The sequence below is a fragment of the Thiohalocapsa sp. genome (assembly GCF_022340605.1).
Lineage (GTDB): Bacteria > Pseudomonadota > Gammaproteobacteria > Chromatiales > Chromatiaceae > Thiohalocapsa.
Genome location: NZ_JAJDNQ010000076.1, coordinates 97853 through 120258 on the forward strand (window position 1 = coordinate 97853; position 22406 = coordinate 120258).

Here is a 22406-nt window from a genome sequence, read left to right on the forward strand (position 1 = left end):
AGCAGGGCGCGCTCGGGTCGCAAGGGCGAGGGGATGACGATTTGTTAAGAAGTGCGGGGTGCGGAGCGGAGTACGGAGTACGAAGTGCGGGGTGCTGCTCTGCCGCCGGTCGCGGCACCGAGAGTGCCGGTCCCACAAGGGCTGCTCCCATAACCGCTACACCGAATACTTTCACGATCTCTGTTGCGCGATCCACGGATTTCGCTGCGCTCATCCACGGCAAGGCTTGGCTGTTCTTATTTCGCCCCCAGAGACCTCGGCCCTCGGAACCGGCTTATTCCGCTAAGGCAGACACTCGACATGTACGGTAAAGCCGGCGGCGCGGCGGCGCAGTTCCTGCCGCGTGAGTTTGCCGAGGCCGGCGGCGCTGTAGTGAGCGATGTCGGCGCTGGTGAGGAAGCGCAGCAGCGCGCCCGCCGGCATGAGCCGCGGCGGCCCGCCGTCGTCCGCGGGCGGCAGCGCCAAGCCGGAGAGGAGTCCGGCGCTGTTGAGGAGGGGAGCGCCCAATTGTGCGGGACCGGGCTCCAGCGCGAGCGGCAGCGGCCGAGCGGCGTCGATCTCCGTCGCGGCTGCCGCATTCGCGGCTGCATCGGACGACACGGGAGCCGCCGGCGCCGCGGCGGAGGACATATCCACGTCCGCGTCCGCAAGGCCGACCTCTCCCGACAGCACCCCCCGCAAGGGGAGGGTCATGGCGAACAGCATCTGGTCCGACGGCTTGTCGGCGACAGCGAACACGGCAGGGCGGCCATGCAGATCATCCGCCAGCAGGACCGCGAGACCGACCGCCGAGTCGCGATGCAGCAGGCTCGCCTCGTGCCAGGCGCCGCCGCGATAAACGCGCAGCCTGCCGCAGTCCGCAATCAGCCGGTCCGCCGTCAGTACCATGCCCTGCGGGTTCAGCAGGATGCCGCTGCCGGCGGCCCGCCGCAGGCCGTCCGTGCCACCCGGGGCACCGCGGTCGAATTCGAAGCGCCCCTGAAGGCACCGCCTCGCGGCGGCCTCCGCAATGCCGGCAGGATCCGAGGTACCCCGCCCGGCGAAGGCGAACACCTGGTTGATGATCTCCAGCACGTCGTCGCCCAGGATGCTGCGGCTGCCGCGACCGGCGCGGCGGCCGTAGCCGTCGGCAAAGCTGCTCGGGTCCGCCCGTCCACTGAGGATGGACACGGCCCGATCGATGCCCACCCCCTGCCGCATGGCCCAGGCGAGCTCCAGTGCGAAGTCACGCACCCGATCGCAGAGCACGTCGTCCGAGCCGCCGCCATCCATGCCGGCGTCGGCATCGACATGCGGCGTCGGGCGGGCTGCCGCGGCGCGGAAGGCAGCACCAGACGGCTCTTCACAGGCCGTCTGCGAGTAGGTCACATTGCCGTCCGCGTCCACACACTTGTACATCGCCGATGCCACCGGCGCACCGGACAGCAGCAGGCTGAGCACACAACACCGAATCCACATGGTCCGCACGAGGTTGCAAGCCGGTCGGTGTGTGCATTGTCGCACGCGGGCCGACAAATCGTGCATTTGAACCGACGATCCGGGGCGCGCACGGCACCTCGGGCACGGGCCTTGCCGGCCCGCGGCTGACGGGAGCAGGCGGCGACCGCGCGGCCGCCGCTGCGCTCAGCCCTGCTCGAGCTGGGAAATGATGCCGTCGCGGATCTCGCTGACGCCGCCGACGCCGTTGATCTTGATATAGCGCGGCGCGCCCTCGCCGCCCTCCTCGGCCCACTTGGAGTAGTAGTCGATGAGCGGCGCCGTCTGGTCGTGGTAGACCTTGAGCCGGGCCTTCACGGTCTCTTCCTTGTCGTCGTCGCGCTGGATCAGCGGCTCGCCGGTCTCGTCGTCCTTGCCCTCCTCCTTCGGCGGATTGAAGACCACGTGGTAGGTGCGGCCCGAGGCTAGGTGCACGCGCCGGCCCGACATGCGCTTGATGATCTCCTCGTCCGGCACGGCGATCTCCACCACGGCATCGACGTAGACGCCGGCCTCCTTCAGCGCATCCGCCTGCGCCAGGGTGCGCGGGAAACCGTCGAACAGGTAGCCGTTCTTGCAGTCATCCTCGGCGATGCGCTCCTTGACCATGCCCATGATGATGTCGTCGGACACCAGCCCGCCCTCGTCCATGATCTTCTTGGCCGCCTTGCCCAGCTCGGTGCCGGCCTTGACGTGGCCGCGGAGCATGTCGCCGGTGGAGATCTGCGGGATGTTGAAATGCTCCTTGATGAAGCCGGCCTGGGTGCCTTTGCCGGCCCCGGGGCCGCCGAGCAGGATGACGCGCATGGTGGGTTCCTCAGTGTCGTGTTTGTGAGTCGGCAAGGCTGCCACAGGCGGGCAATTGCGGCAATTTCAGCAATCGCATGGGTCAATAACCCTGGCTTATCCAAAGGATTGCCACAGACTATGAACCAGCCGCGTCGCGCCCGGCCGCGGCTGCCTCGGCGCGCTCCCGCCGCTCGCTTGCGGCGTTCTCCGGCGAGCGATTGAATCCCGCTCCGAGGCGCGCGAGTGGCGGCAATATCGGCCGTTCCGTGCCGGGCATCGGCCGCGGGGTTTCCTGGTAGTTGCCCTTATCGCGTCTGGTATTTCCGTGGCTATACTTGGCCGCGGGCTCGCAAGTTCCCCCAAAGTTGAACACGACGAGAACGAGGAGGCGATCCATGAAGAAGCTGATGCTGACTGCTGCCGCCGGCGGTGCCTTGCTGGCGGCCCTGGCCACGACACCTGCGCAGGCCTTCTGGGGTTCCTGGGGCGGCGGCCCCTGGTACGGCGGCCCCTGGTACGGTGGCCCCTGGTATGGCGGCTATCCGTACGGCGGCTGGGGCGGCGGCTATCCGGGCTACGGCTGGGGCGGCTACCCGGGCTACGGCTGGGGCGGCGGCTATCCGTACGGCGGCTGGGGCGGCTACCCGGGCTACGGCTGGGGCGGCTACTACCCCTATGCGGCACCTGCGGCACCGGCAGCACCTTCTACGCCGAAAGAGAGCAAAGAGCGCTGATACCGCCACCTATACACGGCGGGCGCACTGCCCGCCGGCTGATTTAGGGCCGGGGAACCGGCCCTTTTTCGTGAGGGGCTAGGGGCTGGGACGCTACGCTCATGCACCCTGGGCGTGGCTAGGGGCTGACTGGGTTGGAACCGGGCGGCTATCACTTCTGTGCCGCGCCGACGGCAACCGCTGCGCCAACGGATGCTTGCTCGTGTCGCCCTGGAGGGCGACACGGGTAGGCGCCACGGCCGACGCTGCAGGCGCTCTCCGCATTCTCCCGCCTCTGCACCAACTCCTAGCTCCTAGCTCCCAGGCCCTTCTTCAATAGGGTTTGGTCGCCGGATAATCCCGCATCACCTGTGCCGCGTTGAAGAGCGGCGGAGCCAACAGCGTATCGCCCTCCGGCCAGGGCGCTGGCAGGTGGCCGTCCGCATAGGCCGTCAGCTCGGTTTGGAGCAGGTCGGCCTCCGCCGGCGGCAGCATCCAGGCCGCCTCCTGCATCGGTTTCAGCAACGCCGCGGCACCATCGAAGTCGCCACCGGCCGCGCGGGCCAGCGCCAGCGCGCGCTGGTGCGGCGGGATTGGGCCGCCGGCGGTGGGGTCGGCGATAAGCGCGCCGGCGAGTGCGCGGGCGGCCGCCGGGTCGCGCAGGCCCGGGTCATCCGCGGCCGCCAGCATCCGCGCCAGGGCGTAGCGGAGCTGCGGGTCCTCGGGGTGCGCATCGGCCAGCGCCCGTAGCCGGGCGAGCACCTCGCCGGCAGAGGCACCGGCGCGTAGCGCCGCCACCTGCCCCAGTACCCGCGCGGGGACGACGTCCTCGTCCACCGCCAGCACCTTGGCGTAGCCGTCCGCCGCCGCATCGAAGCGCCCGGCACGGAAGTCCAGGTTGGCGAGCTGGAACAGCGCGCCGGAGTGCCCGGGCTCCAGCGCCAGCACCTGCCGGTAGCGATTCGCGGCCTGTGCAAGGTCGCCCCGCTGCTGGGCGATGACGCCCTGGAGGAACAGCGCCAGCGGTTGCTGCGGCGCCAGCTCCAGTGCCCGCGCCAGCTCCGCCTCGGCCTGCGCCTGCGCACCGGTGAGCCAGAGCACACGGGCGTAGCTGACGCGCGCGGCAGCGTTGTCCGGGTCCACGTCCAAGCCATCCGCAAAGCGCTGCACGGCGGTGTCGTAGTTGCCGCCGCGCACCGCGTACAGCGCCTCCTTGAAGGCCGGCAGCGCACGATGCGTGGCGGCCGTCAGCTCGTCGATGAGGGGGTCGGCGACGACCGGCGCGCGCAGCTCGAACAAGGCCAGCTCGTGGCGTGCGCGCTCGTTGTCGCCGAGCGCGCGGTAGGCCTGGGCCAGCGGATAGTGCACCTCGGTGGCATCCGGCGTTGCCGCGAGCGCGGCCTGGAGCAGCGGGATGGCGTCGTTGTAGCGCCGCTCCAGCACCGCGATCTGGCCCAGGTAATAGTTGGCAGGGCCGGCGAGGCTCGGCTCCTCGGCGGCGCGCTGGAGCGCCTGCTTGGCCTCGGCCAAGTCACTTTGGTCCATGCGCACCTTGCCCAGCCGGACGTACAGCGGGGCATAGTCCGGTGCGATGGACCTTGCCCGCTCCAGGTACGTCACCGCGTTTTCGAGGTTGCCGGCGAGCATCGCGAGGTAGCCCGCGTAATAGGGCCAGCGTACCTCGTCCGGCTGCAGGGCCATGGCGTTGTACAGGCAGACGTCGGCCTGCGCCTCCACCTCCACCAGGATCAACAGCGCGCCGAGGCGCCCGTAGGCGGCGGCCAGCGCGTTGCGGTCCGCTTCCGGCGTTTCCAGCAGGGTGTCGAGCTCGGCGCGGGCCCTGGTGAGCGCCTGCTGCATCAACGGCTCGGCGCCGCTGATGTCGGCCTCCGGGATCGGCTTGAGGTCGATGCCGAAGGCGCGCGGCGGGTCGGCCACGAGATCGGCCTGCACGCCGGCGGCGGCCGCGAGCAGCGCGAGAAGGAGCGCGGCACTCAGGACGGCGATCAGGGCTGGCTTGGCCCGCACAGCGGACCCTACATGGTGATCAGGCATCGTCGCGGCCCTGGTGAATGGTGAGCGTGGTGTCCAGCGCGCTCGGGACGACGGTCTGCTCGCTGCCGTCCGGCCACAGGATGCGCAGGCTGATGGCGGCGGGGTCCGCGAGATCGCCCAGGCCGAAGGTCACCGGCCGCTCCACCTGCGACATGTAGCCGCGGGTGGGCCGCACGTCGCGGGTGCGGGTGATGCCGTTGGCGGTCAGCTCGATGCGGGCGCCGATGGCGTCGGTGTCGGGGGCCTTGCCCATCAGGTCCAGCCGCAGCCAGTGGTGGCCGAGCGCCTGGTCGTTCCTGAGCAGGGCCGGCCGCCGCCCGTTCTGGGTGATGAGCATGTCCAGGTCGCCGTCGGCATCGATGTCGGCAAAAGCGATGCCGCGGCCAACGAGATCCTGCGCCAGGTCGCCGACCGCCGCGGGCGTCGGCGGCAGATGCACGAAACGCGCCTGACAGGCGTCGCCGCAGTTCCAGAACAGCGACGCGGGCTGGGCGTAGTGCTGGCTCTGCTGGACGCGGTTGATCTCGTGCTCCAGGTGGCCGTTGGCGAGCACCAGGTCCTCGCGGCCATCCAGGTCGTAGTCGAAGAACATGAGCCCGAAGGTGAGCGGGATGCGCGAGGCGGGCCCCATGCCCTCCAGCACCGCCTCGTCCACGAACGGCGGGCGGCCATCGCTGGTGACGAAGAGCGAGGCCATCTCGTTGGCGAAGTTGCCCACCGCAATGCCCAGATCGGCATCGTCACGATAGTGCGCGGCGTCCACGCCCATGGCCGAGGTGCCCTTGCCGTTGCGGTCATAGGCGACGCCCTCGAAGATGGCCGTCTCCTCGAAGCGGCCATCGCCGAGGTTGTGGTAGAGGAAGTTCCGCACCGTGTCGTTGACCACCATGAGGTCCAGCCAGCCGTCGCCGTCGTAGTCGACGGGCACGACGCCGAGCCCCTTGCCCACCGGGTTGCCGGTGATGGGGTCCGGCACGTGGACGCCGGCGGCGGCGGAGACGTCGGTGAAGTGCGGATTCCCCGCGGCGTCCGGCCCATCGTTGCGATAGAGCAGGTTGTCGGTGCCGACGAAGTTCAGCGGCGCACCGTAGGCGCGGCCGAGGCCCGTGAGCCGGAAGTCGATCTCGAGATCGATCTCCCGCGACCACTTGACGTAGTTCACCACGAACAGGTCCAGGTCGCCGTCCTTGTCGTAGTCCAGCAAGGCCGCGCTGGAGGACCAGGCGTCGTCGCGCCCGGCGACGCCGGCGGCCTTGGTGATGTCCTCGAAGCGCCGGCCGCCATCGGCTGCCGGCACATTGCGGAACAGGTGGTTGGCGTTCAGCGTGGTCAGGTAGAGGTCGTCCCAGCCATCGCCGTCCACGTCGCCGACGGCCACGCCCATGCCGTAGGTGGCGATGTCCAGCCCGCTGCCGGCGGTGACGTCCTCGAAGTGCCCGCTGCCGTCGTTGCGATAGAGCTTCTGGGTCGGCTGCTCCACCAGCGTCTCGTGCCCAGGCCACTCACGGGAGTTCACCAGGAACAGGTCCTGATCGCCGTCGCGGTCGTAGTCGAAGAAGGCCGCACCGCTGCCGATCGTCTCCGGCATCAGCCGCTCGCCGTAGGCGCCGTTGGTGTGCACGAAGCCGATGCCGGCGGCCTTGGTGACGTCGGTGAAGCGCACGGCGGGGGGCGTGGTGGCGGCCGGCGCGGCGTCTCCGCTTAGGGCGGATTCGTCGGCCGGTGCCACCTGCGGCAGCGCGATCTCGGCCTCCTCCACCGGCGGCGCCGCCGGCTCCCGCAGCAGCAGATAGAGCACCGCGGCGCTGACGCCCAGCGCGACGATCACCGCCAGCGACAGCAGGAAGGCGCGGCGGATGCGTGCCTCGCCGCGGGTGGGTGCCGGCTTGGCGCCGGATGCGGACGGTGGTTTCTGCTCGATGTTCATACGCGGCTTTCGATGGCGTCAGAGACTGGGGAAGCGCCCGACACAGGTCCGGCGGCGCTCCGGGGTACGTCGGGCGTAGGTCGGGCTGAGGAACGAAGCCCGATATAGGAGCGCTTGCGATCGGCTGATGTCGTGCGACGGGCTGTTTGTCGCGACTGCTTGTCGGGCCTCCTAACGTCGGCCCGACCTACGGGGTCTGCGTCGGCGCGACCTATGGGCGTGTCGGGCCTCCTAACGTCGGCCCGACCTACGGCCTCTGGATTGGCCCGATCTATGTGCTCAGTCGCCCGCATGCGCCACCTGGGCGTCTTTGGCCACCGGGCGCAGCGCATAGATGGCCACGGCCTCCGCGGCATGGTTGGCCGCCGGGTTATGGGCGCGGTGGATGCTGACGGCGCGCTCGATGGCGTTGTCGTCGGTGCGGTAGAACTCGTGGCGCTCGCGGTGCAGGGCGGCGCCCTTCGCGTCGCCGAGGTCGGCGAGCACGAGGCTCATGTTGTAGTGGGCCGCGGCGTTCTCGGGGTCGATGGCCAGCGCCTGTTGCAGCCGGTCACGGGCACGCGCCAGGTAGGCGTTGCGGCTCTCACGGCGTGCGGCACCGCGCTCGCGGCGGGCGCGCTCGTACAGGGTGCGACCCAGGTCGGTGAGCATGCGGTAGTCGTCGCTGAAGTCGAAGCCACGCTCGCGCGCGTCGCGGAAGCGGGTCTCGGCCAGCGCATCGAGCGCGTCGATGGCGCGGTCGAGATCGCCCTGGTCGCGGGCGATGAGACCGGTATGCCAGGCCACCACCCAGGGCGGTGCCCCCTGCGCGGCGGCGCGCGCCAGGGCCTCGGCCGCCTCGTCGAGCCGGCCCTCGCGGTGCAGCACCCGGGTCAGATTCATGGCACCGTCGCCGCCGCTGGCCCCGCTCTGCTTGGCGCCTTGCCCGACGGCTTGATGGGCGCCCTGATCGGCTGCGGCCTCGGCTGCGGCCAGTTGCACGCGCTCCACCTCGCGGAAGGCCGCTTCCGCCTGGCGCGACTCGCCGCGCGGTCCCTCGCGGAACAGCCCGATGCCGTAGTCGTTCCAGCGCTGCCAGACGGGGATGTCCGGTGGCGCTTTGGCGTCGGCCGCGAGCGGCGCGCCACCGGCCACTGGCAGCACGACCCGGTCTGCCGCCAGGGTGGTAATCGGCAGGTCGTTGCCGGCGAAGCGCTCGCCTTCCACGAAGCGGTAGAAGCGGGTGTCGAACTTGCGATAACGCAGCGCCGCGTCCACGGTCAGCGGACCCTTGGCGTCCGCGGGCACGTCGAAGTCATAGTGCACCACCGCCGCCGCGCCGGGCGGGATCTGGTGGTTGTAGAGGGCGACGAAGATGTCCTGCGCGTTGCGCCGGGCGATGCGGTTGCCGTCGCGGTCCAGCAGATAAGCGTTGCAGTACCACGCCCAGTCGTCCACGCCGCCGTCGGCGCCGAGCGCGCCGGAGCGGGCGATGACCTTGCCGCCGGCGCGCAGCGTCACGTCCAGCCAGAGCTCGTTGGAGTCCACGGTGCCCTGGGTCAGCTCGTGACCCATGCCAGTGGTGCGCACGACCACCTCCAGCAGATAGCGCTTGCCCGGCTGCAAGGTCGGCAGCTCGGGGCGCAGCGGGGCGTGCAGCTCGCCCTCGATGTGCCCGTCGTCCTTGAGGCCGAAGATGTCCACCCGCGTCGCCTTCTGCATGGCCTCGACGCGCGCGGCGTTCTCCTGCGCCGGGCGGTCCATCAGCAGCGGCACCGCGGTGTTGGCGGCGGCGAACAGGTGGTCGTGCACCGCCAGTGCATGGCCGGCCGGGCCGCCGAGCCGCCGCGCCGCCGGGTCGGCGGCGGCCACCGCCGGCATGTGGCAGTTGTTGCAGCCGGCCTCGGCGTGCTTCGGATAGTAGAAGCTGTCCACCCGGTGGCCAGAGACGCCGCTCATCAGGAAGCTGTCGTAGTGGTTCTGCCCGCGCAGCCAGCGGTAGTGGTTCAGCGCCTGTGGCAGGTGCACCTTGTGGCAGGTGGCGCAGAATTCGGGGCTCTTCAGCACCGGCTTCAGCAGCGTGTGCTTGTGAAAGGCGGGCTTGGCGCGAATGAGCTGGCGGTGCACGAACTGGCCGATGGCGGAGTCACTGTCCGCGAACGGATAGCGCGGCGGCGCCGCGATGCTGTAATCGCCGTTGCCGACGGGGCTGTTGACCGCGGTGATGGCATGGCAGCCGAGGCAGCCGATGCCGGCCGAGCCGGCCGGGTCCCCGTCTGGGTTATAGGAGGGATCATCGAACCGCCCCGCGAACAGCGGCACCTGGTCGTGGCAGGCGGCGCAGAGCCGCGCCGCCTGCACGTTTCCGTCGCGTTCCAGCAGCACCGCGCGGGCCTCGTCCACCGAGGCGCGGTAGGCGGGATTGTTGAAGGAGCTCAGATGATGCATCGATCCCGCGTGCTGCGCCGCGATGTCCGCATGGCACTCGGCACAGGTCTCGTCCTGCATCAGCCGCGCGGGCTCGATCCTCGCGCCATCTGGCACCTTGGCCAGCGCCGGCTCGAAGGCCCGCACCATCACCGGCTCGTGCCGAAGCCCGAGCCCATGCAGCATCAGCGCCAGCACCGCGAAGCCCACCGCCGCCCCGGCCCAGGCGACGCCCGTGCGCCAGCGCAGCGGCGGCCCCGCCAGCCGATGCAGCACGAACAGCCAGATGGCCAGCACCGGCGTCAGCACGTGCACCCAGTAGGCGACGCGTCGCACCGCGGGATCATTGACCTCGAAAAAGCCGAACCGCGTCAGCAGGATGCCCGACACGAACAAGGCCACCAGCGTGGCATAGAGCGCCACGCCGGCGCGGATCGCGTAGCGGTTCGACCGCAGCCGCGCGCGCCGGAAGTGCAGCGCCCCGAACACCAGCGCCGGCACCATCAGCACCAGCCCCAGCACCAGATGCCCGAAGAACATCACCAGGTACACCTGGTTTTGCAGCACCGCACCGGACAACCGCTCCGCGACGGTCACCGCAAGCAGATACAAGGAGTTGACGGCCATCACCCCGCCGAGCATCAGCACCACCACCAGCAGGCGGCGCAGCGCGGGGGTCAGGACAAGAATCGTCGAGCGCGGAGCAGTGGTTTCGGCCATGACGAGTCGCCGGACAGGCAGTGCAAGCCGTCCGCTGGCCAGACCTCCTCAGCGCGCGGAATATACTGCCGTGCGCCATTTCAGGGCGCCCGGAACTTGATGAGAGGTGTGGTTTTTCCGAACATCCCCAGGCGGCGTGCCGCTGGCCGGGCCACCGTTCGGTGTCAACCTGCGGTAACAGAGACGGCCAATGAACCAGCATCGATGTCCAGCCAGGCCGCCAGCAGAAACTCGACCCGGCCCATACCGCTCAGAATGGCGGCTTTGCCTGACGAGATGCGACCGAGCTCGAACAGCTTTAGCGCAAGCAGGAAGCGGCCTTGGCCTGGCGCGCCGACCACAGGCCGCGGTCCGTGTCGTGCCACAGCTTGCGCTCGGCGGCGTTGATGTGGCCGTCGGCCTTGACGAGCCGCTCCAACAGCGCCTGGCGCAGGGCCGCGCCTTGGGGCAACTCGGTGAGCCGCAGCTTGTCCCAGATGTCCGTTTCCATGGTTCCGTAATGTCGGTATCCGTAGACGGTGCCTAGCTTTTCGTGACATGCTTCGCGCATGTCGACAACGCAAGATGCCATCCTAGCGCTTGCCCGTGACCGGGGGCTTGTCAGACCCCTGGACCTGGATGCCCGCGGTCTGCCGCGCGTCTCCCTGACCCGTCTGGTGCGCCAAGGCCGGCTCGCGCGAATCGGGCGGGGACTTTATGCGCTGCCGGACCGGCCGGTCTCGGAGCACTCGGCGCTCGCCGAAGTCGCTCGCAGGCATCCGGGCGCCGTCGTCTGTCTACTCTCCGCCCTGCGCTTTCATGAGCTGACGACGCATTCACCGTTCCAGGTCTGGCTGGCCATCCCGACCAAGGCCCGTGCACCCCGGCTGGACTATCCACCGCTGCGGATCGTCCGCTTCTCCGGGGCCGGCCTGGCCGAGGGCGTCGAGGAGCACGACATCGACGGGGTGCCGGTGCGCATCACCGGCGTCGCGCGGACCGTCGCGGACTGCTTCAAATACCGCAACAAGATCGGTCTCGATGTGGCCCTCGATGCGCTCAAGGCCGCACTCAAGGAGGCGCTGAAGGAGCGGGGGCAGGGCGGTCGGGGGCGACAGGCGAGCATCGACGAGCTGTGGCGCTATGCGCGGCTCGATCGGGTCGCGAACGTCATGCGTCCTTACCTGGAGGCCCTGGCGTGACCGGGCCGGACATCGGCGCATCCGTTCGCGCGCGACTGCTGAACAAGGCGAAGGCCGGGGGCCAGGACTTCAACCTGGTCCTGACCCGCTACGCCCTGGAGCGGCTCCTCTATCGCCTGGGCGCGTCCGTGTACGCCGAGCGCTTCCTCCTCAAGGGGGCCTTGTTCTTCGACCTGTGGTTCGACATCCCCCATCGCCCGACCCGGGATGCCGACCTGCTCGGATTCGGCCCCGCGGAGCTCCCGGTTCTGGACCAAGTTCAGGAGCCCAGGCTGCGCGAGCAGCTTACTAAGCCGCTCGAAAGTAAAGTCATGCCTGGGATAATGGCGGCATGAAATGCAAACGCGATTCCGACGGGCGCAAGCTCGACCATCAGTCATTGCAGACCCTGCGCATGCTGGCGGTGAGTGCCGTCAAGCACGGCCAGCCGGTCGTGGAGGTGGCGGCCGCGTTCGGGGTGAACGAGCGCACGGTGTATCGCTGGCTGGCGGCCTTTGCCGAGGGCGGGCAGAACGCGCTCAAGGCCAAGCCGATTGCGGGCGTCCGCCCAAGCTCAAGGACAAGCATCTGCATTGGCTGGCGAGCACGGTGCGCAACACGACCCTGCAGCAGCATTGCTTCGACTTTGCGTTGTGGACCTTGCTCTCTGATCGGCGAGGTGATCGAGCGCCAGTTCGGCATCAAGTTGTCGCGCTCGGCGGTGGGGCGGGCGATGGCGGCGCTGGGCTTCGCGCCGCAACGCCCCCTGCGCCGGGCGCGCGAGCGCGATCCGGTGCTGGTCGCGCGCTGGGAGCGCGAGGACTACCCGGCGATTGCCGCCGAGGCCAAGCGTGCGGGGGCGCGCGTGTTCTTCGCCGATGAGGCCGGGATGCGCTCCGACCATGATGCCGGCACGACCTGGGCGCCGATGGCCCACACGCCGACGGTGGCGACCACCGGTCAGCGTTTCAGTATCAACATGCTCTCGGCGGTGGCCGCCGACGGCCACTTCCACTTCATGGTGCATGAGGGCTGCGCCACGGCCGAGGTCTTCGTCGACTTCCTCGAACGTCTGCTGCGCGACGCCGATCGGCCCGTGTTCCTCATCGTCGACGGGCACAGCATCCACAAGACGCGCATCGTGCGCGAGCTCGTCGCGGTCCAAGCCGGGCGGCTCAAACTGTACTTCCTGCCGCCGTACTCGCCGCACCTCAACCCCGACGAGTAGGTCTGGGGCAACGTGAAGGCCACCGTTGCCAAGCAGACCGTCGCCAACAAGCGCGACCTCAAAGAACAGGCATCGCATGCGCTGCAACGCCTGCGCGCATTGCCCAAGGTGGTTGCCGGTTTCTTTCGCCATCCACACTGCCGCTATATCCGCGATGCCCACGCTGCGGCCTGACATTACTTAATGGACGGTTAGCCGGTGCAGCTCGCTCAACGCGCCGCGGAGCTCCGTCAGCCAGTGCAGCGCAAGGCACTCCGCGGAGCGCTCGCCAACGTCTTCCGCATGGATGGGCATGACGCCGGTCAGGTCGGCGAGCGGAATGCCCTCGACCCACTTCAACAGGGACGCGAAGCGGTCGGCTTCCCACTCCGCTGCAATCGCGTGGATCGCGGACAGGTTCGGATGCGTCGTGTAGGCACGGGCGAGCTTGTAGGCGCGGATGACGGTCTTGCCATCCGCCTCGTCGTTGATGAGCTTGGCGACGTAGGTGCCGAAGCGCTCGTCCGAGTCGGTTTCAATCTCCACGACTTTGAAGGTTTGACCCACCCCACCGCCACCGAGGCGGCCAAGGATCTTGAAGCGCGAGTCCTGGAAGGGCACGACCGTGTCCTCATCCCAGAACTCGGCCGCGGGCAGCGACGCTGACGCTGCGCTTACCTGCTCGGCTGCGTCCGCATCGCCGATGGCGGCGAGGCTCGCCGCAAGTTGCTCCAGCGAGACACGCTGGTCAGGCGCCATCTCGCAGCCTTCGGCGAGTGCGGTGTCCGCTGCGCGCGAGAGGGGATCTCCTGCGCAAAACAGTGTGCGTTTCGATTACGATAACGAAGCCGATGGTCGGCGTCGATCCCAGACAAACGGTATATTGCGGTGCCAGCCAAAGCGTCCCGGACCGCGTATCGCAGGGGCCACGAGCACACGATCAGGCAGCCGCCCGGGCCTTGCCGGTGCACGGACCGCCCGCTGGTGCATGCGCCCGACGGCAAGCCGCTGCCCCCGAGCGCCTGGACAGGGGGAACGTGCTCGCGCTCCTCGCGCACGACGAAAACCCTGAGGGTGGTCGCTCGGCACGGATAGGGCATGACGATTGCCGTTGGCAGGCGCAGAATTCGGGCGTGGCGGAGGTGCCCTGCGCGCGTGGCCGAGCCGGCGCCGTTCTTCGGTATCGCGAGCGCGGCATCGGGCAATGTCGGTCACCCACTCGCTTGCGCGACCGGCCGGGAAGCGGACAACGGCCGCCACTTGAAGGGCTGCACGGACCCACCCCAGCCCGCTATCGGCCATGAGGCTTTGGCAAGACGGACAACACTCGTGAACCGCGACGACATCCTCGAACAGCTACGACGACGGCGAGGCGAGATCGATGCGCGCTTTGCGGTGGAGCGCATCGGCCTGTTCGGTTCGGCCGCGCGCAACGAGTTGCGGGACGACAGCGATGTGGACGTGCTGGTGGCTTTTCGTGGACCGGCGACGGTAGACGGCTACTTCGGGCTCGACACTGAAATCGCCTGGGACGCGGCAAGCGTCCATGTGCCGAGGCTGCTGGACGCGGCACGTGATCTGCAACGGCGCTCCTCGCACTTTGGCGCAGCACCGGACGACACAGCAAACGGAGACTAAGACCCATGAGCGATACATTGCAACGCATCAAGGCCCGCAGAGAGGCCGCGTTGGCGAGTAAGCAGACCGAAGCGGAACGGCGCGCGGAGGCAGTCCGGCGCCGGGCGGAGGCGGCGGCACCGCTGTTCGCCGCGCTGAAGGACGTGGAAGGCGAACTGGTGAAGGTGTCGGTGTTGCAGCAGATCTGGCCGGAATCCTTCCACAACCGCGACGACCGTGCGCGGGTGCTGGTGGAGAGCCTATGCGGCGACCCAGGCCAGCCCTGCGGGGTGCGCCTGCACGTGCCCGGCGGCTACAAGCGCTTCGAGGTGGAGATGCTCGACGACGGCAGCCTGACGTACGTGTCGGCCCGAGAAACCGTCGGCGGACGCCCGCACGTGGCCACCTATAACGAGCGCGACCAGTGGCTCGATGCCTTCTACGGCGCGATGGCCTCGCTGCTCGAGGTCTGATGCAACATCGATGGCGCGTCCCAGCGGCACCGAATTGAACAGGTGGCGGACTGGAGGCACGCCTGCCGTACCCGGCTATGTGCCCTGAGTCACTACCGACTCGACGCGACGAGCGGGGTTGCAGCGAGTAACGACGCATTGTAGCCAAATGGCTCACGAGCTCACCGGCAGCGGGATATCGATCCACCGAAGTCTTGCAGGATCAGGCTGCGGATTTGCTTGAGCTCGCTGCCCTCCTGCACTGTGGAATCGGGAGACTCGGTGGTGAGGTATTGTAGGGCGCGCATGCGTTGCCGGAGTTGCTCCGTCGGGGCACCGGGGCGCTCTGACAGGCAACGAAGCAGGTGGTACATCGATGCGGGGTCGAAGCCGGCCATGCCCAACAGGACCACGGCTTCGGCATCGGCAGCCTCCTCCATGTCGATATTGAAATGCTGAACGATTGATCCGTACTGAAATCGCGCCGAATCCCGCGGTTCAGGCTTACAGAAGTGCCCGAGGTGCTCGTGAGCCATCTCGTGGGCGAGCACGGCAGCGAGATCGGACTCGCTGCGAACGAAAGCGATCAGTCCATCGCTAATGACGAAGCGACGGCCGCCGACTGCGAATGCCGTCGGCTCCAGGTTACGCACGACGAAGAATCGCCACTCGGCCCCGCTTCGCGATGGATCGGCCGTGCTGGCGAGACGTTCTCCCAGCACTCGAACATAGTCGCGCACGGGGTCGGCCGCGAGGCGCAGAGGCCACTCCTTTGTGATGATCTCCATGGTACGGGCACCCGCAGCGGAGCGGTGGCAATCGTCGCCACCATGACCGCCGCCGAAGATGCTTCCGATCAGGCCGCTACCAAACAAGCCAGCGGTCAGCACAAGCGCCGGATAGGCCGTGCTCATTCGCCTGCCTCGGCACCAGCCAGGTCACCACTTCGCCGCATGACCCAATCAGGCATGCACGACGAAGGTCGACTCGTCGGAGTCATAGCTCGTTCCGGCCTTCACCCGATGCTCTATGACGTAGGTTCCAGGTTCGGCGTTAGGAGGGATGGTGATTTCGGCATCCGACTCCCAACCACCCGCGGTGCGAGTCGCGGATTTCGTGGGCAGGACGGCAACCTGCTTGCCGTCCTTCATCAGCACCCAACTCTCGCTGACAGTCGTCTGGCTCACTCCGCGCGGCAGCGCGACGGAGTAGTCCGTCACGATGTTGACCTGCTGACCAGGCGCAGCCGACCTTGGCGCCGTAGATCCCTGGCGAATCTTGACCTGCGGTGTTCTCGGCGGCGTGGTGATGCCGTAGACCCGCGCGTCCGCATTGGCCGTGCGCACCTGCTTGGCGCTGTATTGCGAGATGGCGACAGTCCCGAACCCAACCAAGGCACCCACCGCCGCGCCGGTGGCGCAACCCCTGGCATCCCCGGTGATCAAGGCCCCAACGCCACAGCCGAGCGCGGCGCCGATGCCAGTTCCAAGCGCCTGATTCTGTACGCTTCCCAGGGACGTACAGCCGGCAATCAGCACGGACCCAGCCACGACCAATCCAATCAATCCAAGCTCTCGGTTTCCGCTCATACATGTGCTCCTCGCCGCATCAACGGCGCATCTCCGCTAGATACCAAATCGCGTAGGTTCGGACATTCATGCGCTCGGTGTTCTCCCGCACTCACTGCGCCGGCATAACCACCGGCGATATGCCACTTGCCGGCGACTCCGGATCTTGCCAGTCAGGCATTTTCGTGTATGGCATTTCATCGCCGGGCAGTCGCCTGATCCTCTGGTTGAAAGCCCTTAACGCCGCTTCTACTTTCGGAACCGGCGGCGGCTGGATCGCTTCGAAAAAGGTGTCGTCATAGACGTACTTGCCGCTGCCGCTGGGGTACTCCACACCGATTTTCACGTTGTACCGCTCTCCGTCCGGCTCGATGTACGATCGAAAAGTCACCACATAGTCGCTTTGCAGAATATTTTGGACATGCTCGACGATGCGTTGCATCTGTTCCGTAGTTTCGCCGACGTTGTAGTAAACGCCGAAGGAATTCTTCGATAGCGCTTCCAGGTTCTTGAAGTGAGAGGGGTCGACCCGCGAATAGGCCAGCGAGTAGATCGGAACCGGAATGGTCAGGCTGGAGATGCGCCCCATCAGTTCGTCGCGCGACAGGGAACTGCCCTCGTCGCGCCCATCCGACATGACCAGAATCGAGCACGATACGACGTAGTCGGAGCTGCGCACCGAGCCTTGGGCGCTCATGCCGCACATCTGCATCGCCGCCGCGATGGAGTCGTAGATACGCGTTTTCATTCCATCGGCCTTGATATCGGCAATGCGCCGGACAAGCGCGCGGGGATCGCGCTCGAACTCCGAAACCAGGTCATAGCCCACTTTGGTATCGCGGATCGAGAGCACGGCAACCTCGTCCTGCGGGCGCTTGCTGTCGATGAAGCGAATGGCCGCTTTCAGGGCATCCTCGAAGGGCGTGAGTGCCATGGACTTGCTGGCATCGATAACGATCACCGTTCGTGTCGCCTCCTCCCGCTGGCGAATCGACTGGATGCCGTATTGGCGCTTCATCGGGTCGTAGGGACGCCCCCTGACCATCAGCCCCACATTCATCTCGTTGAGATTTACCAAGGGCTGCATCTGCGCATCAAAGGTCCGCAGGTAGACTTGCACAAATGGGTAGAGTGAATATTCGGTCTTATAGATCTTCAGCCCGTAGCTCCCTGGAACGGCGAAGCCGTAACCTTGGGCGCCTGCCTCGGCGGCAGCAAATAGTGCTGCCCCGGCGAGCGCGATGAGCGCGGCGTGAATCGGATGGAACCCGGACCCGTGGATTGGCTTGCGCATGGCAGTGCCTCCTATCTGCTCATATTGCAGGGCTAGTCGATCTTTCTGGCGCCTCTGTACTGGAACCCCCAGTCGGACGCGCTGCTTCTCTTTGGCTTGGGCTTCGGCGCCGGCGTTGGTCTTGGCGTTCGCTTCCGCGTGGCAGCAACTTTCACCTTCGGCGCCGACGTCGTCGTCGGCTTCTTCGGCTTGGTCGTCGCCTTGGTGGCCGTCGTGACCGGCGTCGGCTGCGTCGGCGTGATCTTCTCGGCGGGTGTCTCCTGTTGCTTGGATAACGCGGTGCTGCGCTGCTGCTCGAATTGATCCATCAGCGTGGCAGCCCCGGCCTCGCCACCCGCGGTCCCAGGCGTTGGCGTCATCGGCTGCTGTTCGTCCGAAAAGACAGACGGGACCACCTGGACCTGTCGCTTGTGCTCGACGTTCCCGGATTTGGGCACGGCATCCTGTGCCGCAGCCGCGCCGTCCGAGGTCTCGGTCGCCCCCCGTATTGTCCGTTGACCGATGACGCGGGCGGCCCGCGCATCGCCGGTATCCCGCCGCGCTGTCGCCGCCGCAGTGGGCTCTTTCACGCCCGGCTGCACCGTGAGCTTCGCGCCGGGCTGATCGGCCGTGGCGGTGTCGGCCGGCAGTATCTCGGCATCGGCCGAGACGGCCCCGCCATCCCGTACCGAGGGCTCGCCCACGGCCGACTCGGTGCCGACATCCGGCGGCGTATCCCGTTGCACCTGTGTGTCGGCCACCCGGCCGGCGCCGTAGTCCAACCACCACCAATAGCCACCGCCCCCGGCCGCGGCGAGTAGCAGAACGAGCGCCGCGAGCCCCGCCAAGCTGCGCCGCGGGCGCCGCGCCGGCACCGCCGGCCGCTCGGTGCCTGCCGGCAACTGCACCCGCATCCTGGCCTGCCCGGAGGGTGTCCCGGCGGTATTCACCGAGCGAAGCTGTACGCTGGGCAACGGGCAATCCCCGCTTGTCCGATGGGTCGCTTGGGCGGCCGCGACGCTCACGGTGGGCGCACTGCCGGAGCCCGACTGAATCAGTTCGAACACCGCGGCGACCTCGGCAATCGACTGCTGGCGGTGATTGATATTCAGTTCCAGCCCCTGCATCAACGCCGCTTCAATCAGCGGCGGAATCTCGGGCAAGAACTGCGCAAGCGGCTCGATCAGCCGTCCCGTGATCCGCTCGTGAGCCGCCGGCGGCATCTCCCCGCTCAGACAGAAATAGACGATGGCGGCGAGCGCGTAGACATCGGAGCGGGCATCGGTGCCGGTGCCGAGCACCTGCTCGGGCGGGCTGAAACCATGCGAGACCGCACGACCGATGGTCCGCGTTGCGGCATCTGGTGCCGCCTCCTTGGCGATGCCAAAGTCGATCAGCATCACCCGATCGTGCTCGTCGAGGAGAACATTGTCGGGCTTCAGGTCACGATGCACGACGGGTGGATTCTGGCTGTGCAGGTATTCCAGCGCATCGCAGAGCTGACGCATCCAGGGCAGCAGGACGAACAACGGAATGCGTCCACCCCGCTGCTCCTTTTCGATGCGCAACGTACGGTCGCCACCGAATTCGAGGACCTGGTAAACCATCCCATCCGCTTCGAAGCGGTCGCTGATATCGGGAATGGCCGGGTGGCTCAGGCGCCCCAACAGACGCGTCTCGTACTCGTCGAACAGCAGCGCCGGCACTTCCTTCAGCGCACGGCGCTTACCATGGAGCAGCTCGTCATCAACCAGATAGGTGACGCCGAAGCCACCTCTGCCCAGCACCGCAGTCACGCGATAGCGGTCATGCACCAGCGTCCCCGCGTCCAGCAGCCAACCGAGCACCCCCCGGACACCACCTGTCGGCAGGGTGTCGATATGAGCGAGCTCGAATCCGCACTCGCCGCATCGGTAATCGCGCCGCGGTAGCTCCTCGACCAGATTGGACGCCCCGCACTTCGGGCAGCGCTTCTCGACACCCGGATCAGGCATGCGCCGCCTCCCTCAGGATCAGCGCGCCAGGCGGCGACGCCGCATCGTACCGGTGTTTGTCCATCGGTATGTGTGCGCGGATCATGCTAGCTGCGACGGTCCTTCAGCTTCAGACCGATCAGTGTGATGAGGAGGAATCCGAGTGTCTGCGCCCCCAGGTAGAGCAGGTCTGCTTCCCATTCTCCGTTCACGGCGATGACGGCCTGTCCGGTATGATCACGAACGGCGAGCAGCGCCGGATCGAGCGTGGCACGCATGGCATCGATTCCCCAATAGGCGACCACACCCACTTGCGCGACGATCTCGATGGCGCCAGACAGTGGCACCACCGAGTTGGACAGGATGAATTGGGGGATCAACAGCAACGGCAGGGCAGCAATGGCCTTGTCGTTCGAGTTGACGAAGGCGCTGATGGCCAGCCCCATCGTCGTGGCCGCGAAGCCGGAGAGGAACAATGTCAGCAGCCGTTGGGCAAACGGGCCCTCGAGGTCGAGCATGTATGTCGTGATGGCAAGGAAGCTGGCGACCTGGATCAAGCAAAGCAGCGCGAGCGGCAAGAGCTTGCTCACCAGGTAGGCCGGCAGGGTCACGGTAACCGAGCGTTCTCGCAGGTAGACTGGCAGCTCTTTGACGATCTCGCGCGCCGAATTGATGCAGCCGAACCAGATCGCCGACAGCACCAGCACAAACGCGATCTGACTCTGCGCCGCGGCCCGCGCGAGCGGCTCGCCACTGGTGTCGAATATCGCGCCCACCACGAGCGCAATCAGGGGCGCCTGCAACAACAGCACCACCAGGTTGACGCGATCGGAGAGCAGCAGATCGACGTATCGGCGCGTCAGCGTCAGCGTCTGGCGCGGCTCGAACAACCGGAACGAGCGCCTGCGCCGCCGCTCAGGCGCTGGCGGACGCGCGACATCCGGGCTTGGCAGTTCCGCAAGCCGGGACGCGACGTACCGCGCGTAATGGGGCGATCTGGCGAAGCGCTCATGCCAAGCCTCCGGCGCCTCTTTATCGAGCGCCTCATAGACATCCGAGAGCCGTTCAACGCCGAAATGCGGCGCAGCCTCCCCCGGGGGCCCGAAATAGACCAGTCGGCCCAGATGCAGCAGTGCGACGAGATGACAGGCGTCGATATTCTCCAGGCTATGGGTCACGCAGACCACCGTCGTACCGTCGGCCGCGAGATCCGCGAAGAGTCGCATCATGCGCTTATCGGTTCCAGCATCGAGTCCGCTGGTCGCCTCGTCCAGAAACAGCAACTGGGGATTGGCCACCAACTCGACGGCGAGGCTGACGCGCTTGAGCTGCCCCCCGCTAAGTGGCTCGGGCGTATCGACTGCGAGGTCAGCCTTCTCCTTGAGCCCCACCCGCTCGAGTACGGCGTCAATGATCGTGCCGATCTCCGCGGCGGTGGTGTCCAGCGGCAACCGCAGCCGGGCCGTATACCGCAGCGCATCGCGCACCTTGATCTTGCGGTGGACGATATCCTGCTGCGGCACGTAGCCGATGCCGGCGCGAAACAGGTCGAAGGAGCGGTAGAGGTCGACGCCGTTGTAGGTGACTTGTCCGGAGGACGCCGGCCGGCGACCGTTCAATGCATCGAGCAGCGTGGACTTGCCTGAGCCGCTGGTGCCGAAGATGACCACGAACTCGCCGGGCTCGATGACGAGATCGATATCCGACAGCAGGTGGCGTGGCTGGCGGCTGGTGCGATCGGTGACGATCCGACTCAGCCCCTCGGCCGCGACCCGAACCCGATTGCCCGCCTCCGCCGGAACCAGGGCGGATCCCGTGAAGAGATAGACGACACTTGCGAAGGCGACGCGGTCACCCGGGTGAATGGGCGTCGGCCCTGATATGCGCTCGCCATTGACCCAGGTGCCATTGGTGCTCTTCAGATCCTCGATCAGCACCGCATCGGCGCGCAGGGACAAGCGCGCGTGCTCGCGCGAGATGAGTGGCGAATCGATGGCCAGTGCGCATCCCGCCAAGCGGCCGACCACCAGGTCCTTGCCATGCGCGGGCGTCGCCAACTCGGCGTCGCCAGCGTTCGGCTCTTCTGGCATTGGACGGTCGAGCGGCAGACGAACCTGAATCAAAGTCTCGCCGAAGGCAATCCAATCGCCATCTGCGAGTATGACGGGACTGCTCAGTGGCATCCCATTGAGCAACAGCGGCGCACCCCCGACCGCGCCGAGCTGCACCGCATCGTCCCTTACCTGCAGGTTGGCGTGCAGGGGAAGCACGCCAGGACCCGCAAGCTGGATTGGACTGACCGGATCCGTACCGATTGGATAGGCCGAATTCGGCGCGAGCTCGATGCGAGCAAGCGAACGGCGCGCGGTTCTGAACTCTACCTGTTTCACACCACGGCTCCCTCTGAGCTCCGAGCCATTCACACAAATCGTGTTCACTAGGCCGGACCGACATGCGCCAACGACGCATGGTCACCGAACGGGACTGACAGGCTCAACGAGAAGCCTGCAAAAGGCGGCGGCCTGTGATGAACCCTAGCTCGCGCTGCTCCGTCCCGTGCGAACAGGCTGGCGCCAACAGCTTCCGCAGAACCTCGACGAAAAGCAGATTACCGGGAATCCATTGCTTACATCCGCCGCATGTCCGGCAACCGCTGTTCGCATGGGGTGCGGTAGCGCAAATCGTCGCCGAGTACTGCCTCGGTCAATGCAAGGTCGATTGCTTGTCCGACGATCAGTCGTTGAAATTCCGTTAGGCTTGATCCGTGTATGCAACCGTATATCCGACGCTCAACGCGCTCAAGCCTCGACCGCCTGTGCTTCGGCCCCGGAGAACCCTGATTTCTTCGCCCCCAATCGTATGGGTCGCTATTAGGTGAGCCGAGGTCGGCCGGCGGTCCAATCGCTCCGCCGGAGCCTGGTCTCATGTATCGTCGTTGGTGTAGATCCGCGTCCGAAAGCGCCGCTCAGGCCCAGGCAGGCGCTCGATGTGGCCGGTGCGCAGCCGAAAGCGGCCAGCGGCACGGTCGCGGTAATAGAGCTTCAGCGATTCGCCGATGACCGGAAAGGCG

20 protein-coding genes are annotated in these 22406 nt (G+C 67.2%); 7 read left to right on the forward strand and 13 right to left on the reverse strand.

Going from position 1 to position 22406, the window contains the following annotated elements:
- Nucleotides 1-282: 282 nt before the first annotated feature.
- Entirely contained in the window at nt 283-1440 is a 1158-nt protein-coding gene (locus LJE69_RS10135) for a DUF4124 domain-containing protein (RefSeq protein WP_296924496.1), read from the reverse strand.
- Nucleotides 1441-1623: 183 nt separating this feature from the next.
- The gene (adk, locus tag LJE69_RS10140) at nt 1624-2283 is read right to left on the reverse strand and encodes an adenylate kinase (RefSeq protein ID WP_296924498.1); all 660 of its coding nucleotides are present in this window, start codon (nt 2281-2283) and stop codon (nt 1624-1626) included.
- Nucleotides 2284-2660: 377 nt separating this feature from the next.
- On the opposite strand from adk, the gene LJE69_RS10145 reads away from it, so the two are divergent.
- Nucleotides 2661-2999 carry a sulfur globule protein CV3 gene (locus LJE69_RS10145; RefSeq protein ID WP_296924500.1) on the forward strand — a complete coding sequence of 113 codons (339 nt, stop codon included), beginning with the start codon at nt 2661-2663 and terminating at the stop codon, nt 2997-2999.
- A 312-nt stretch (nt 3000-3311) separates the two neighbouring features.
- On the opposite strand, the gene LJE69_RS10150 is transcribed toward LJE69_RS10145, so the two are convergent.
- The 5 genes from LJE69_RS10150 to LJE69_RS10165 form a co-directional block, all read right to left on the reverse strand.
- Entirely contained in the window at nt 3312-5006 is a 1695-nt protein-coding gene (locus LJE69_RS10150) for a tetratricopeptide repeat protein (RefSeq protein WP_296924502.1), read from the reverse strand.
- A 19-nt stretch (nt 5007-5025) separates the two neighbouring features.
- The gene (locus LJE69_RS10155) at nt 5026-6960 is read right to left on the reverse strand and encodes a CRTAC1 family protein (RefSeq protein WP_296924504.1); all 1935 of its coding nucleotides are present in this window, start codon (nt 6958-6960) and stop codon (nt 5026-5028) included.
- 279 nt (nt 6961-7239) lie between these two features.
- Entirely contained in the window at nt 7240-10086 is a 2847-nt protein-coding gene (locus LJE69_RS10160; protein WP_296924506.1) for a multiheme c-type cytochrome, read from the reverse strand.
- Nucleotides 10087-10250: 164 nt separating this feature from the next.
- Complete coding sequence (locus LJE69_RS20990) at nt 10251-10451, reverse strand: UPF0175 family protein (protein ID WP_367114651.1); 201 nt, start codon at nt 10449-10451, stop codon at nt 10251-10253.
- The gene (locus LJE69_RS10165) at nt 10385-10576 is read right to left on the reverse strand and encodes a hypothetical protein (RefSeq protein WP_296924508.1); all 192 of its coding nucleotides are present in this window, start codon (nt 10574-10576) and stop codon (nt 10385-10387) included. The genes LJE69_RS20990 and LJE69_RS10165 overlap by 67 nt, the downstream gene beginning before the upstream one ends.
- 58 nt (nt 10577-10634) lie before the next feature.
- On the opposite strand from LJE69_RS10165, the gene LJE69_RS10170 reads away from it, so the two are divergent.
- Genes LJE69_RS10170 through LJE69_RS10185 form a run of 4 tightly spaced genes read left to right on the forward strand, consistent with a single transcriptional unit; the run spans nt 10635 to nt 12648 of the window.
- Complete coding sequence (locus LJE69_RS10170; RefSeq protein WP_296924510.1) at nt 10635-11267, forward strand: type IV toxin-antitoxin system AbiEi family antitoxin domain-containing protein; 633 nt, start codon at nt 10635-10637, stop codon at nt 11265-11267.
- A complete protein-coding gene (locus LJE69_RS10175) occupies nt 11264-11602 on the forward strand; it encodes a nucleotidyl transferase AbiEii/AbiGii toxin family protein (RefSeq protein ID WP_296924512.1) in 339 nt (112 codons plus the stop codon). The genes LJE69_RS10170 and LJE69_RS10175 overlap by 4 nt, the downstream gene beginning before the upstream one ends.
- The gene (locus tag LJE69_RS10180) at nt 11599-12474 is read left to right on the forward strand and encodes an IS630 family transposase (protein ID WP_296924514.1); all 876 of its coding nucleotides are present in this window, start codon (nt 11599-11601) and stop codon (nt 12472-12474) included. Before LJE69_RS10175 ends, LJE69_RS10180 begins: the two co-directional genes overlap by 4 nt.
- A 12-nt stretch (nt 12475-12486) precedes the next feature.
- Nucleotides 12487-12648 carry a hypothetical protein gene (locus tag LJE69_RS10185; protein WP_296924516.1) on the forward strand — a complete coding sequence of 54 codons (162 nt, stop codon included), beginning with the start codon at nt 12487-12489 and terminating at the stop codon, nt 12646-12648.
- Between the two features lie 6 nt (nt 12649-12654).
- Here the strand turns inward: LJE69_RS10185 and LJE69_RS10190 are convergent, their stop codons facing one another.
- Nucleotides 12655-13212 carry a hypothetical protein gene (locus tag LJE69_RS10190; protein WP_296924518.1) on the reverse strand — a complete coding sequence of 186 codons (558 nt, stop codon included), beginning with the start codon at nt 13210-13212 and terminating at the stop codon, nt 12655-12657.
- Nucleotides 13213-13608: 396 nt separating this feature from the next.
- Between LJE69_RS10190 and LJE69_RS10195 the strand changes: the two genes are divergently transcribed.
- Together LJE69_RS10195 and LJE69_RS10200 are read left to right on the forward strand one after the other, a co-directional pair.
- Nucleotides 13609-14091: a nucleotidyltransferase domain-containing protein gene (locus tag LJE69_RS10195; protein ID WP_296924520.1), complete on the forward strand. Its 483-nt coding sequence runs from the start codon at nt 13609-13611 to the stop codon at nt 14089-14091.
- A 5-nt stretch (nt 14092-14096) separates the two neighbouring features.
- The gene (locus tag LJE69_RS10200) at nt 14097-14543 is read left to right on the forward strand and encodes a hypothetical protein (protein ID WP_296924523.1); all 447 of its coding nucleotides are present in this window, start codon (nt 14097-14099) and stop codon (nt 14541-14543) included.
- 161 nt (nt 14544-14704) lie between these two features.
- On the opposite strand, the gene LJE69_RS10205 is transcribed toward LJE69_RS10200, so the two are convergent.
- The 5 genes from LJE69_RS10205 to LJE69_RS10225 form a co-directional block, all read right to left on the reverse strand.
- Nucleotides 14705-15436, reverse strand: a complete 732-nt coding sequence (locus LJE69_RS10205) for a M48 family metallopeptidase (RefSeq protein ID WP_296924524.1) — start codon at nt 15434-15436, stop codon at nt 14705-14707.
- 48 nt (nt 15437-15484) lie between these two features.
- Nucleotides 15485-16111, reverse strand: a complete 627-nt coding sequence (locus tag LJE69_RS10210) for a glycine zipper domain-containing protein (RefSeq protein ID WP_296924526.1) — start codon at nt 16109-16111, stop codon at nt 15485-15487.
- 91 nt (nt 16112-16202) lie between these two features.
- Nucleotides 16203-17384, reverse strand: coding sequence for a VWA domain-containing protein (locus LJE69_RS10215; RefSeq protein ID WP_296924528.1), 1182 nt, complete (start codon nt 17382-17384; stop codon nt 16203-16205).
- 32 nt (nt 17385-17416) lie between these two features.
- The gene (locus LJE69_RS10220) at nt 17417-19357 is read right to left on the reverse strand and encodes a protein kinase (protein ID WP_296924530.1); all 1941 of its coding nucleotides are present in this window, start codon (nt 19355-19357) and stop codon (nt 17417-17419) included.
- Between the two features lie 86 nt (nt 19358-19443).
- Nucleotides 19444-21726 carry an ATP-binding cassette domain-containing protein gene (locus LJE69_RS10225; RefSeq protein WP_296924532.1) on the reverse strand — a complete coding sequence of 761 codons (2283 nt, stop codon included), beginning with the start codon at nt 21724-21726 and terminating at the stop codon, nt 19444-19446.
- Nucleotides 21727-22406 lie beyond the last annotated feature (680 nt).